This window comes from Micromonospora sp. NPDC051925 (assembly GCF_044548625.1).
GTDB lineage: Bacteria > Actinomycetota > Actinomycetes > Mycobacteriales > Micromonosporaceae > Micromonospora.
In genome coordinates this window covers 94529-107684 of the sequence record NZ_JBIUCH010000021.1, presented here as the reverse complement: position 1 = coordinate 107684, position 13156 = coordinate 94529, and the positions used below count along the sequence as shown (strand labels likewise).

The 13156-nt window shown below is 71.8% G+C and carries 11 protein-coding genes; 5 read left to right on the top strand and 6 right to left on the bottom strand.

What is annotated here, in order from left to right:
* Positions 1–137: 137 nt before the first annotated feature.
* The 5 genes from ACIG87_RS25895 to ACIG87_RS25875 all read left to right on the top strand — a co-directional run bounded on the left by ACIG87_RS25895 (position 138) and on the right by ACIG87_RS25875 (position 6364).
* A complete protein-coding gene (locus tag ACIG87_RS25895) occupies positions 138–389 on the top strand; it encodes a hypothetical protein (RefSeq protein WP_396853927.1) in 252 nt (83 codons plus the stop codon).
* A complete protein-coding gene (locus ACIG87_RS25890; RefSeq protein WP_396853925.1) occupies positions 386–574 on the top strand; it encodes a hypothetical protein in 189 nt (62 codons plus the stop codon). The genes ACIG87_RS25895 and ACIG87_RS25890 overlap by 4 nt, the downstream gene beginning before the upstream one ends.
* A gap of 288 nt (positions 575–862) precedes the next feature.
* The gene (locus ACIG87_RS25885; RefSeq protein WP_396853923.1) at positions 863–1564 is read left to right on the top strand and encodes a calcium-binding protein; all 702 of its coding nucleotides are present in this window, start codon (positions 863–865) and stop codon (positions 1562–1564) included.
* Positions 1565–1661: 97 nt separating this feature from the next.
* Complete coding sequence (locus ACIG87_RS25880; protein ID WP_396853921.1) at positions 1662–4790, top strand: BTAD domain-containing putative transcriptional regulator; 3129 nt, start codon at positions 1662–1664, stop codon at positions 4788–4790.
* A 161-nt stretch (positions 4791–4951) separates the two neighbouring features.
* The gene (locus ACIG87_RS25875) at positions 4952–6364 is read left to right on the top strand and encodes a PLP-dependent aminotransferase family protein (protein WP_396853919.1); all 1413 of its coding nucleotides are present in this window, start codon (positions 4952–4954) and stop codon (positions 6362–6364) included.
* A 65-nt stretch (positions 6365–6429) separates the two neighbouring features.
* Here ACIG87_RS25875 and ACIG87_RS25870 read toward each other — a convergent pair whose 3' ends face one another.
* The 6 genes from ACIG87_RS25870 to ACIG87_RS25845 form a co-directional block, all read right to left on the bottom strand.
* The gene (locus tag ACIG87_RS25870) at positions 6430–7656 is read right to left on the bottom strand and encodes a DUF3103 family protein (protein ID WP_396853918.1); all 1227 of its coding nucleotides are present in this window, start codon (positions 7654–7656) and stop codon (positions 6430–6432) included.
* Between the two features lie 229 nt (positions 7657–7885).
* Positions 7886–8788 carry an ABC transporter substrate-binding protein gene (locus tag ACIG87_RS25865; RefSeq protein ID WP_396853916.1) on the bottom strand — a complete coding sequence of 301 codons (903 nt, stop codon included), beginning with the start codon at positions 8786–8788 and terminating at the stop codon, positions 7886–7888.
* 36 nt (positions 8789–8824) lie between these two features.
* On the bottom strand, positions 8825–10312 hold the full coding sequence (locus ACIG87_RS25860) for an MFS transporter (protein ID WP_396853914.1): 1488 nt from the start codon (positions 10310–10312) through the stop codon (positions 8825–8827).
* A gap of 6 nt (positions 10313–10318) precedes the next feature.
* Positions 10319–11335, bottom strand: coding sequence for an ABC transporter substrate-binding protein (locus tag ACIG87_RS25855; protein WP_396853913.1), 1017 nt, complete (start codon positions 11333–11335; stop codon positions 10319–10321).
* Positions 11336–11421: 86 nt separating this feature from the next.
* Positions 11422–12144, bottom strand: coding sequence for an ABC transporter ATP-binding protein (locus ACIG87_RS25850; protein ID WP_396853911.1), 723 nt, complete (start codon positions 12142–12144; stop codon positions 11422–11424).
* Positions 12141–12995, bottom strand: coding sequence for an ABC transporter permease (locus ACIG87_RS25845; protein ID WP_396853909.1), 855 nt, complete (start codon positions 12993–12995; stop codon positions 12141–12143). Before ACIG87_RS25845 ends, ACIG87_RS25850 begins: the two co-directional genes overlap by 4 nt.
* Positions 12996–13156 lie beyond the last annotated feature (161 nt).

Genomic DNA, 13156 nt, shown 5'->3' with positions numbered 1-13156 from the left:
TCGATGAGGCGGCGACCGTGATGTCCATGCTGGACTCTTCACCGCCTGGGCTGGCGGTGACGCAAGGGTCGGCGCGGCTGCTCGCTGGTCACGTGAGCAGGGCGGAACGCCGGTCAGTTTCGCGGAGGTGGCCCGGCATGCGTTTCACCCCGACCAGCGCGTCGTGGATGACCATGGTCGAGATCTTCTTCGGGATCATCACCCGCCAGGCCATCCGTCGTGGCACCGTCACCAGCGTCCCGGACCTGGTGGGCGCCATCCGCACGTTCATCGACGGCTACCGCCAACGCTGCCAACCGTTTCGCTGGACCAAGACTGCCGACCAGATACTCGCCAACGCCGACCGGCGCGTCCCGACCCTCGGCACCACCGCCGGGAACACGGCATGAGTCGACGGCGCTACGTGGCGCGCGGAGTGCCTGGCGGGTACCGAGTCTGGGACAACAAGGCCCGCCGGTGGTGGGGAGACCTCTACCAACTCTGCCCCGACGGCCTCCTCACCGAACTCAACGGCGGAGCCGACCCGGACAAGATCACCGCCCTACTCAAGCGGTATCGGGCACTGAAGCGATAGCGTCACACCACTTCAGACACGCGACAATGGGGTAGCGACCATGATCGTCTGGGTGTCCTCTTGGGCGCGACCCTGGTCGGATTCGCGGAGCGGCCGGCGGCAATCCGCGCGATGCGGGCTGACAAGCAGGTGCACTCTGTCAAGACGCACAGGCGCACCGACCTCAGCGGGGCCGCCCCCGCCGGCGAGGTGTCGCGATCAGGGCCGCAAGCGAATCGCAACCACGTCCTGATCCACTCTCGACTGCTACGGGCAACAAGGGCCCGCACGGACCAATGGGAGAACGTTGTGTCGGAAAGACTCCGGAAGGCCACGATCGGCGTGTGCGGATCGCTGGTGACGGCCGCCGTCCCACTGCTGTTCGCCGCCGCCCCGGCGTACGCCTCGGGCGGGTCCGCCTACGTCATCGACTCGACGCTGTACTACGTCGCCCTGCCCGGCCAGGTCAACAACGTGACGATCAAGCAGGGCACCGACGGTCGCTACCACGTGACCGACTGGGCATCGCCGGTGACGCCGAGTTCGACCTGCCTCACGGTCACCGACCACGAGGTGTCCTGCGACTCGTTCGCGTTGACGTCCGTGTGGGCGGACACCGGCGACATGGCGGACACCCTCGGCGTACGCGGGACGCTGATCGCCACCGTCTACGGCGGCTCCGGAGACGACATGCTGATGGCCGGTGATCTGGGCAGCATGCTCGACGGCGGCGCGGGCGACGACAGGCTCCTGGGCGGCCCCGGTGACGACGAGCTGTACGGCGGCCCGGGCGACGACGAGATCACCGGCAGCGACGGCGACGACACCCTGGTCGGGGGCACCGGCGATGACCTGCTGTCCGGCGAAGCCGGCCCGGACGTGCTCCACGGCGACGACCTCCCGCCGATCCGGCAGCTCGTCCGGGTCGCCAACCCGGTGCCGCTGGACCGGGACATCTGCGCTGTCGGCGTCGACGGTGACCAGGCATTCAGCTGTGAGGTTCTGCGGTGACCTGATCCGTTCCGGACCGTCATCCTCGCAACAAACCGGATTCTCCGCTGGTGCCGGAGGCCGTGCCGTGCTCTCCTCCTCCGGTGGGGCGACGCGGATGACGGGGAACGGCACGGCGGCGAGCACACCGGACATCCGGTTGCTCGGGCCACTGGAGGTCAGCGCCGACGGTGGTCCACCGGTGCGGTTGGGTGGGCCACGGCAGCGGACGCTGCTCGGGCTGCTGGCCCTGCGCGCTCCGGGCGTCGTCTCGGTGCCCCACCTGATCGACGGTATCTGGGGCGAGGACCCGCCCGGTTCGGCCACGAAGACGCTCCACGCCCACGTGGCGTACCTGAGGAGGTCGCTGACCGCCGGCGGCCTGGCGGGACTGATCACCACCAGGCCACCGGGCTATTCGCTGGCGGTGGCCACGGACCGGGTCGACGTCCGCCGGTTCGAGGACCTGGTGCGCCGGGGCCGGGCGGCCCTGGCGTCCGACGCCGTCGATGCCGCCCGCAATCTGCGCGAGGCGCTGCGGCTGTGGCGGGGCGAACTGCTCGCCGACTGCCCGCTCGGTGACTGGGCCCGCGCCGAGTCCGCGGCCCTGCGGGAAGCCCGGTTGTACGCGCGGGAGGATCTGATCGCCGCCGAGCTGGCACTCGGCCAGCACACCCGGATGGCCGCCGAACTGGAGGCGTTGGTCGCCAGCGAACCACTCCGGGAACGGCTCTGGGAACTGCTGATCATCGCCCTGCACCGCTGCGATCGCCAGGCGGACGCGCTGGCCGCGTACCGCCGGGCGCGAGCCGTACTCGTGGCGGAGTTGGGGCTCGAACCAGGGCCGGCGCTACGCCGCCTGGAGGCGTCGATCCTGGCCGGCGCCGAACTCGACGCCGGGGTGGGCGTCCCGGCCACGCCTGCCTCGGCGGCTCCGTCCGCCGGGCTGCCCGAGCCGATGGAGTCGACGCTACCGGTGCCGCTGACCAACCTGGTGGGCCGCCGGGCCGACATCGCGGAGGTCGCCGACCTGCTCGTCAGCCGGCGACTGATCACCCTCACCGGCGTCGGCGGCTGCGGGAAGACCCGGATGGCGGTCGCCGTCGCGACGACCGTCGACGACCGGTACGAGTCCGGCGTCCGCTTCGTCGATCTGACCGGTACGAGCGACCCGGAACTGCTGGGAAGCATGCTCGCGGCCACGCTCGGCCTACCGCAGCGGCCCGACCTCGGTCCGCTCGACCTGCTGACCCGGCACCTCCGCCCGCTCCGGCTGCTGCTGGTGCTGGACAACTGCGAACACCTGGTCGATGCCGCCGCCGCGCTTGTCGAATCACTGCTGACCACCTGCCCCGGACTGCGGGTGCTCGCCACCAGCCGGGAGGCGCTCGGCGTACCCGGCGAGCTGGCCTGGCCGGTGCCGCCGCTGTCCGCGCCGGCCCACCGGTACGACCGTGACCGCCGTGCCGAGGTCAGCGGCGGCCTCGCCGGACTGCGCGACTACGACGCGGTGCGACTGTTCCTCGACCGGGCGGCCGTGGCCGCCGTACGCGAACTGAGCGACGCCGACGCCCCGGCGCTCGCCGCGATCTGCGCCGGCCTCGACGGCCTGCCGCTGGCGGTCGAGCTCGCCGCCGCCCGGACCACGGTGCTGACCCTGCAGGAGATCGCCGAGCGGATCCACGACCCGGGTCTGCTGCGCACCGCCAAACCCGGCAACCGGGGTCACCACCACGCCCTCGACGCCACCATCGCCTGGAGCTACCAGCTGCTCGACCCGGCACTGCGGTCGTCGTTCCGCCGCCTTGCGGTGTTCCAGGGCGGGTTCACCCTCGACGCGGTCGAGGCGGTGTCGCCGCAGGCCGCCGGCCGGGCCATCGACATCCTGGGCGATCTCGTCGACAAGTCGCTGGTCGTGGTGGACCGCCGCCGGGACCGGGCCCGCTACCGGCTGCTGGAGACGATCCGCCGGTACGCCGACGAGCGGCTCGGCGAATGGCCGGAAGAGGCGGCCGAGGCGCGTCGCAACCACGCCGCGCACTACCGGTCGCTGGCGGAGGACATCGACAAGAACCTGCACGGGCCGGAGCTGGAACGTCTGCTGGACCGGCTCACGGTGGAACACGACAACCTCGTCGCCGTGCTCGCCTGGTACGCGCAGCACGGCTCCGGCCTGGACGAGTTGCGGTTCGCCGCGGCCCTGGCCCGCTACTGCCACCTGCGCGGCCGGTACCGGGAGGGGCGACGATGGTTGGAGGAGGCCCTGTCCCGCTCCGGTGACGACACCACACCAGAGCTGGCTCGCGCCCTGTCCGGCGTCGCCTACCTGGCCTTCTTCGACTGCGACTACGCCAGCGCCAGCCGGCACGGCGAACGGGCGCTGCGTGTGCAGCGGGAACTCGGCAACCTGCCGGGGACCGCCCGGTCGCTGAGTCTGCTCGCCTCGATCGACCGCGAACGCGGCCGGTACGCCAGCGCCCTCACCCGGTACGAGGAGGTCGCTGCCATCTACCGGAACACCACCGACGGACGGGACGGCGCGCGGGACGAGCGACGGGCCGGGGACGAACAGGCCATCCTGGACGAGCGCGGTGTCGCCGACACGTTGCAGATGGCCGGCTTCACCAGCTGGCTCGCCGGCGACCTGGAGCGGGCCGGCCGGCTCATCGACGACGCGCTGGCCCGCTTCCACCTGCTGAAGGACCCGGAAGGGGTCGCATCGGCCCGGATCCACCTGGCGGCGGTGGCGCACTACCAGGGCCAGCATGCGCGGGCCCGCTGGTTGGCCGAGGACGCGCTGGCCCGGTTCCGGGAACTCGACTTCAAGGAGGGCGTCGCCTGGGCGCTGAACATCGCCGGTCTCATCGCGCAGCACGACGGGGAGTCGCAGCGGGCCGTCGACCTGCTCCGGGCCAGCTTGGAGATCCACTGCGAGGTCGGTGACCGATGGCGGGCGGCGAGCCTGCTGGAGGCGTTGGCCGGCGTGCTCGCCCGGGGCAGTGAGCCGGCGGTCGCGGCCGAACTGCTCGGCGCGGCGGCGGCGATGCGCGATGCGATCGGCACACCGGTGCCGGCACAGGAACTTCCCGCCAGGGACGAGACCATGGACACCGTGCGCCGTACGGTCGGCGACCGGGAGTACTACGCCGCGTGGGCGCGGGGCGAGACACTGCGACTCGGCCACCTGCCCGCCCGGCTCGCCGAGCTCGCGCCGCCGGACGCCCCACAGTTGCAGCTCGCCCCCTGACACCTCGCCCCTGACACACCGAAGCCGCCCCCGCCGCCCGGCCAAGCGGATCGCAACCGCCTCCCCCAACCGAACGGCAGCCGGGACGCAAGAGCCGACCCGTAGGCAGGTGATGGCAGCCGGGCCGGACCGGCGCCGGACAGCATTGGGGACTGGCACGGATGCGTCATCGGGAGAACCTCACCTTCGCCATCGAACTGGACCGCGGGGCACCTCGGCCGTTGCAGGAACAGCTGGCCGACCAGCTCTGCGCGGCGATCGACGCGGGCACCCTGGCCCGGCACACCCGGATGCCGTCGACGCGTACGCTCGGCACGCTCCTGCGGGTCTCCCGGGGAGTCACGGTGGCCGCGTACGACCTGCTCTACGGCCGTGGCTATGTCGAGGGCCGCACCGGCTCGGGCACCTACGTGGCGGCGCGGGGCGTCCCCGGCCCCACCGCCGGATCCACGTCCCGACCGCCGGCCGGTCGAGCGTCCGGAACCGACGACCGATCCGACACTCTGATCGACTTCACGCCCGGCCTGCCCTGTGCCGAGGCGTTTCCACTGACCGCCTGGCGGGCCGCCGGGCGCCGGGCCAGCTACCACGCACCGCCGTCCGGGCCGCTGCCGCCACTCGGGCTGCCGCAGCTGCGCCAGGCCATCACCGCCCACCTCGACGGTACGAGGCGCACGGTCCCCGCCGGTCACGAGGTGGTGGTCACCGCCGGCGTGGGGCATTCACTGCGCGTCGTGCTGGAAGCTCTCGGCAGCCGGTGCGGGAGCGTGGCGGTCGAGGATCCGATGCCGCCGGCCCTGCGGCGGGCGGTCGACGACACGGCGGGACAGGTGTCGTCGCTGCCGGTGGACGAGCAGGGCGTCCGCCTCGACGGCGTCGCACCGGACTGTGACGTCCTGGTCCTCACCGCCGACGCGCAGCTGCCGCTCGGTCACGTGCTCTCCGCGACACACCGTCGCGACACCGTCGACTGGGCCGTCCGCACGGGCGGCCACGTGGTCGAGATCGCCTGCGACGCGGTTCCCCGCCCCGACGCCGCCCGGCTGCCCCGGCTGCTGGACGCCGCCGACGGGGCCGGCATGGTGCTCGTCGGCGGCTTCGCCGAACTGCTCACGCCGGCCCTGAACCTGGGGTACGCGGTCGTGCCGTCCTACCTCGCCCGCCGGTTACGGGCACACCTGACCGACAGTCCGGAGCAGCCGTCGTACCTCACCCAGCTCGCCATCGCCCACCTGCTCGCCGACGGCACGCTCACCCGGCTGATGCGACGGCTGGTCGGCCTCCACGCACGCAAGCGAGAGCTGGTGCTGGCGGCGTTGGCGCCGCTGCGGGGGCGGGTGGAGTTGTTCGCGCTCGACGCGGTGGGCACCGTGGGGCTGCGCCTGCCCGACGGGCCCGACGTCGACACCGTCACCACCGAGCTGGCCGGGCGCGGGCTACTCGTGCCCGGTCTGTGCCGCTATCAGCGCGTGCCTCGGCCGGACGCCGCGCTCGTGCTGGGCTACGCCCACCTGCCCGATTCGACCCTGCGGGCCGGACTGGCCCGACTGGTCGACGCGCTGGGCGGGGCATAGCGGGAGACGCGGGTGGGTGGACTCGGACGAGTCCTCCCACCCGCTCCCCTACGAGCCCCGGCCGATCAGCTCGCGGTGACGGTCACCGGCGAGATCTTGATCTGCGCGTTGTGCGCCGCTCCCCACAGGTACGTGTTCTGCGTCTTGTTCAGCATGTAGAACGAGTCGACGTAGTCGTCGTCATCGGTGAACCAGCCGTTCGGCAACGCGTCGAGCACGGCATTGATCAGCGGGACGTAGCTGACCCAGCCGACGAGGGCACCGACGCTGCTGACGACGGTCTTGGCGATGGCCTTGTAATTGGTGCTGTCGTCCTGCTCCATCAGCAGCAGGTCGACCGAGTTCCACTTGAAGTTGGACCAGTTGATGAGCTGCTGATGCGGGTAGTACCAGGTGTGGTCGTTGTCGAGGTACTGCATGTCGACGACGTCGGTACGCCCCTTGCCGTCCTTGCCCTGCCCGAGGACGAGTCCGTAGATCTCCGCCCCGAACTTCCACGGCGGCTCCTCGTCGTCGGTCAGGCCGATCCGGTCCAGCCGGGTCGCCGTGTACTGCGGTTCACCGGCCGTCCCGGCACCGCCACCGGCGGCGGCCCTGCTCGCGGCACCCGCCGTCCTGGTCCCCTCCGTCATCGGCTCCGAGCCCTCGTCGCCAGCGGGTGCCTGCAGGTCGCTGGCCATGCCGAGCGCGTTCAACTCGGCGCTGATGATGCGTAGCCCGATCGGGTTGATCGTGTCCTCGTCCAACTCGACCAGGATCACCGGCACGCTCGCCATGGTGGCGAGTTCCAGATCGACCCGGCGACCGTTCAGGTCGTACGCGGGGAAGGTCTTGTCGGTGGTGTTGTCCCTCGGACTGGCGGCCAGCAGCGGTGCCACGCCGGACGCGAGTTGCCGGGCGGTGGCCGGGTTGGCCAGCCGGCCACGCAGGGCCGACTCGCGCATGCCGTCCAGACCCTTCAGGTTGATCACCTGCTGGTTGGCATCGATCGCGGCGCGGGTGAAGTCCGCACCCGCCGCCCCGGCCTCGGCCAGCACGGTGGTCAGATCGGCCTGCCCTTCATCGACGATCGCGCCGACGAACGTCCGCCGCGCCACGGGATCCTGCAGAGCGCGCACCAGTTGCTGGTTCAGCTCGTCCTTGACCGTCTGCACCGGCGACACCGTCGGCTGCGCCTGCGCCACGGGCACCCGGACCGGGACGGGTGCGGCCGCCGCGGCGGTGTGCAACGCGGTGGCGGCGAGCGTGCCCACCGCGACCGCGATCAGAAGTGATCCCCTGCGCTGTCTCATTGCCACATTCCCCTTTTGCTGTTCATCTCGGCTGATGGGGACTACTCAACCGCCGCGGGGCTCCGTTCCACAGGTCCACTTCGGTCCGTCATCGGGGAGACCACTTCCGGGGAGACGCCCGCCAGCCCCGCAGGACCACCGCTGGTCCCCGACGGCTTCATCGTCGTGCGGGCTGACCGTGGCGCGGTCCGGCCCGGGCGTCGTCGACCGGGCCGGCCCCGCACGCGGGTCAGACTGTGACGACCCGGTTGTCCACGATGGAGTTGAAGGTTGACTCGGGGGCGATCAGGCCCCACTTCACCATCCACCGGTAGGTGCGCTCGAACTCGGCCTCCGGGTACGGCTCCGGGTCGATGTAGCGCAGCCGGCCCAGCCGGAAGTCCGCCGGCTCCAGCTTGACCAGGTCCTCGGGGACCTCGGCGACGAAGTGGTGCAGGTACGGCCGGATGTCCTCGTTGATCTTCTTGACGGCCCGGCGGACGGCCCTGTCGACGGCGGCGAAGGTCTCCGGGTCGACGTCGGCGCTGGCGATCTCCGAGCCGACGTAGAACGCCTCGGTGATCAGTACGTAGCCGAGCTTCTCGGCGGCGGTGGTCCACGGCTCCATCAACGCGACCGCGTCGATCTCGCCGTCGCGCAGCTTGCGGAACCGCTCGGCCGGCCCGCCGGCGTGCACCACCTTGATCTCGTCCTGCTCCAGGAAGCCCTCCAGGGACTGGATGGCCAGGTAGTGCGAGCCGTGGTGGAAGTTGACGCCGACGGTCTTGTTGGCCAGGCCCTGCGGGTGCTTGATGTCGGAATCGGCCCGCACGAAGATCGCCTGGCTGGCCACGGAGGCCCGCTTCGCGATGATCTGGCCGCCGCGTCCGCTGTCGTGGGAGCGGCGGATCTGCCCCCACTCGCAGGCCCGGTAGAGGGAGACGTCACCGCTCTCGAACGGCTTGGAGATGCCGCCGAACGAGCTGACCAGCTCGTGCTCCTCGATCGGCTTGAGCACCGCGTCGTACGAGCCGGGGGCGACCAACTCCAGGTCGATGCCCTCCTCGGCGAAGTAGCCGTGCTCCAGGCCGACGAGGTACGGCAGGGTGAAAATGGCGCCGCTACGGACGCTCCTGACCTTCTTGAGTGCCACCGTGGTGGTCCCTTCTGTGCTGGTGTTGCGCTTGCGTCAGCTGGCGGGTGTGACGGTCGGTGAAGCCGTCGACGTGTCCTCGATCCCCACCACCTCCTCTCCCGGGGTCGGGCCGGACGGTGGGCGGAACAGTCGCCACGTCGCGTATGCGCAGTACGCGGCGGTGGCCGCCACGAGCCCGTACGCGACGCGCAGCGCGGTGGTGAAGTCGTCGCCCGCCTCGGCGGCGACCCGTGCGATGTCGTCGGTCGGCTGGCCGGTCAGGGCCAGGACCGACACCACCACCGCGCCGAAGACGGCGACACCAAGGTTGGTGCCGATCTGCCGGGAGGCGCTGGTGATGGCGCTGGCCACCCCGGCCCGGTCGCGGGGCAGGCTGTTCACGGCCGTGTTGGTGGCCGGCGGGTTGACCAGGCCCATGCCGGCGCCGAGCAGAAGGTAGCCGACAAGCAGCGGGGCCAGGCCCGCGTCGGTGGTCACGGTCAGAGCGAGCAGGGTCATCGACGCCACGAATGACAGGTGCCCAATGGTGGCGGGCAGCCGGCCGCCGTGCCGGCCGACGATCCGGCCGGAGACGTTGGCGAGCACGAGCGTGCCGAGGGTGGTCGGCAGGGTGAGCAGGCCGGTGGCCAGCGGGCTGAACCCGCGGACCTGCTGCAGGTAGAACGTGTTGACGAAGGTGAACCCACCCAGCGTCAGATACGCCACGATCGCGGTGAGCACCGCGCCGCGCAGCGCGGGGATCGCCAGGTGGCGCGGGTCGAGCACCGGGTCGGGGCGGCGGCGGGCAGCCGGCACGTAGCCGACGGCGGCGGCCACCGCCACGGCCACGGCGGCCAGGACCGGGCCGGTCAGCCAGCCCCGGCTGGGGCCGTCGATCAGCGCGAACGTGAAGCCGACCAGGACCAGTGCGGCCAGGGTGTTGCCCAGCCCGTCGAGGCGTCGGGGCGGACCGTCGACGACACCCGGCGGCAGCAGCCGGGTGCCCAGGTAGAGCAGCGCCGCGCCGCCGATGCTCACGGCGAAGAGGCTGCGCCAGCCGGCGGCCTGCACCAGCACCCCGCCGACCAGGGGCCCGCAGGCGGCGGAGACCCCGGCCGTCGCGCTCCAGGTGCCCAGCGCCCGGCCGCGCCGCACCGCGTCGGGGAACAGGTTGGCGATGAGGGCGAGGGCGGGCGGGGCCATCAACGCGCCCCCGACGCCCTGTACGCCCCGGGCGGCGATCAGGGCGGGCGCGTGCGGGGCCGCCCCGCACAGCAGCGACCCCGCGACGAACACCAGCAGCCCGACCCGGAACATCCGCCGCCGCCCGTACCGGTCGGCGATCGCGCCGCAGAGCAGGGTGAGGCTGGCCCGCACCAGCGCGTTGCTGGTGGCCACCCACTGCAGCTCGACCGTGCTCAGCCGCAGTTCGCGTTGCACCGACGGCAGGGCCAGGTTCAACGCCGCGCCGTCGAGGACGCCGAGGAACAGCGTCCCGCAGCACACCAGCAGGGCGGCGCGGCTGCGCCAGGGCAGGGTCATCGGGGTTCAGAGCTTCTCGTACACCGGCTTGTCGGCCCGCTTCTTCAGCACGCCGACCTCGATGGCCAGGTCGATCTGCTTCTCCAGGTTGGCGAAGACGGTGTCGTCCCACACGTCGGCGTAGACCGGGGCGAGCCGTTCCGGCAGCAGCTCGATCGCCTTCCTCTCGTCGGCGGGGACGCCGTAGTCAGCGTGGTACTTCCCGATCAGGGTCGGGTCCTTCCTGATCAGCTGCCAGGCGTCCAGGGTGAAGTCGACGTACGCCTTCGCGGTCTCCCGGTTGGCGGCCAGCCAGTCGCGGCGTACGGCGGTGCCGTTGAGGAACAGCGGACTGCTGTCGCCGGTGCCCTTGCGCCACAACTCGTCGACGGAGGCGAGCTGTCGGTTTCCGGAGCCGACCAGGCGGGTGGCGTTGGGCTCGATGGCGATGATCGCGTCGAGATCGCCGCGCTCGTACAGGGCGAGGTTGGCGATGGGCTGCCCGGTGAACAGCTTGAAATCGCGGTCGAAGCGGATGCCGTTGACGGCCGAGGCGAGCGCCGCCGCCCGGTAGGTGTCGCTGCTGGGCGGCTGCACGCCGACCTTTTTGCCCTTCAGGTCGGTGATGCTCTGGTACGGGCTGTCGGCCGGGACGATCCAACGGCCGTGGTTCCACAGCGACGGCCCGATGATGACCACGTCGTGGCCGCTGGTGTTCACCTCGGTCGCGCCCAGCGGACCGAAGGCGTAGATGTCGAGCACGCCGGTGAGCAGCTGCTCCTGTCCCGCACCGGGGCCGCCGCCGGCCCTGCGGTCGAGGCTGAGCCCGTGCTTGGCCTCCAGGCCGAACTGCTCGGCCACGGAGTCGCGGATCGCTCCCGCCGTGCCGGGGCTGCGGGGCTGCACCTTGGCGCTGCGGGTGCCGCCTGCGGCGACCGGCTCGTCGGCGCCGCAGGCGGTCAGCAGGGTGGCCGCGCCGGCGCCGCCGGCGAGGAGCCCGGCGGCACGCAGCAGGGATCGTCGGGTGAGGGGTGTCGTGGACACGGGGGTTCCTTCCAGGTGACTCAGGTGGGTGCCCGGCTCGCGGGGGCGGGGGGCGGGCCGGTGGCCGCGCCGAGGGTGGGGCCGGTTCAGGTGAGGGCGGCGACGATGCGGCGGTGCACGTCGAACAGTTCGGGGTCCTCCGGGCTGCGGGGACGCGGGCGGTCGATGCGGTACTCCTGGACGATCTCGGCGGGGCGTCCGCCGAGCACCACCACCCGGTCGGCGAGGAACGCGGCCTCCAGCGCGTTGTGGGTGACCAGTAGGCCGGTGCGCGGGGTACGCAGCCAGAGCTGTTGCAGCAGCAGTCGCAGGCGGCGGGCGGTCAGCTCGTCCAGCGCGCTGAACGGCTCGTCGAGCAACAGCACCTCGGGTCGTACGACGAACGCCCGAGCCACGGCGACGCGCTGGCGCTGCCCGCCGGAGAGCACCGACGGGTACGACCGGGCGTACTCGGTCAGGCCGACGGCGTCGAGGATCGGGGCGACCTCGACGGCGTCGACGCCGGACGCCGTCGCGGCGAGCCGCACGTTGGTCTCGACGGAGGTCCAGTCCAGCAGCCGGGGCTGCTGGAACACCATGCCGAGGCGGGGCCGCCCGCCGCCGGTGGAGACGGTGCCCCGGTCGGGGCGCTCCAGGCCGGCGATCAGGTGCATCAGGGTGGTCTTGCCGGTGCCGGAACCGCCGACCACGGCGACCAGTTCGTCGGGCGCGAGGGTGAGGGAGAAGTCGCGGAAGATCTGCTGCCGTTCACCGGTTCGCCGGTTGGTGAACGCCTTGTCGACTCCGTCGAGACTGATCCGGATGCTCATCGCAGCGCCACCCGCCGCCAGCGCACCGCGCGTCGCTCCAGGGTCTGCAGCAGTCCGTACTCGATGGCGGCCATGACCAGGGCGAAGGCGACGGTCCAGGCGAGCACTCCGGCCACGTTGTGCTGGGAGAACTCCAGGTTGAGCTGGTAGCCGACGCCGTCGGCGAGGCCGAAGATCTCCACCAGCACGATGACCTTCCACGCCATCGCGATGCCCAGTCGCGCCCCGGTGAACAGGTCGGGGACGATGGCGGGCAGCCACACGTACCGCAGCCGGGTCAGCGCGTCGAACCGGTAGACGTGGGCCATCTCGCCCAGCGCCGGGTCGACCGAGCGGACGCCCTGCGCGATGTTGATGGTCAGCGCGGGGGCCGCCGCGAGCGCCACGGTGAGGACGGGATTGAGCAGGCTCACCCCGAACCAGATCACGCACAGCAGGGCTTTGACCAGGCCGGGGGTGGCCAGTCCGATGAGTACGGCGGGCTCCAGGAAGCGGCGTAGCCACTCACTGCGGCCCATCGCGATGCCGGCGGCGACGGAGACGACGAACGCCGCCGCGAAGCCCAGCGCGACGCGGGTGAGGGTGACCCGGACGTTCTCCCACAGCGCGCCGCTGGCGGTGATGTCGACCAGGTTGCGGGTGACATCACCGAGGCCGGGGATCAGGGCGCTGCCGGAGGTGTGCGCCATGAGCTGCCAGCCGGCGGCGAGCAGGCCGACGAGCAGTAGCGCGGGCAGTGGCCGGGTGAGGCGTCCGACGACGCCGGTGGCGGGTGGGCGGCCCGGCGGCGCGGGCGACCGCCCGCTGCCGAGCACGACCTCCTCGGCACCGACGGGGTGCGTGACGGTCATCGACATCCCACCTTTCGGTACGTGGGGCGCGTCGTCCTCGACCCCGGCAGACCAATGACCAGCACGACAACGCCAGCCTTCCGATTTCCTATCCTGCCGATAGGATTAGTAGGCTTGCAATGCCGTCTCACCAGGCGGGAGAAGACTTGTGAGGTAGTCGA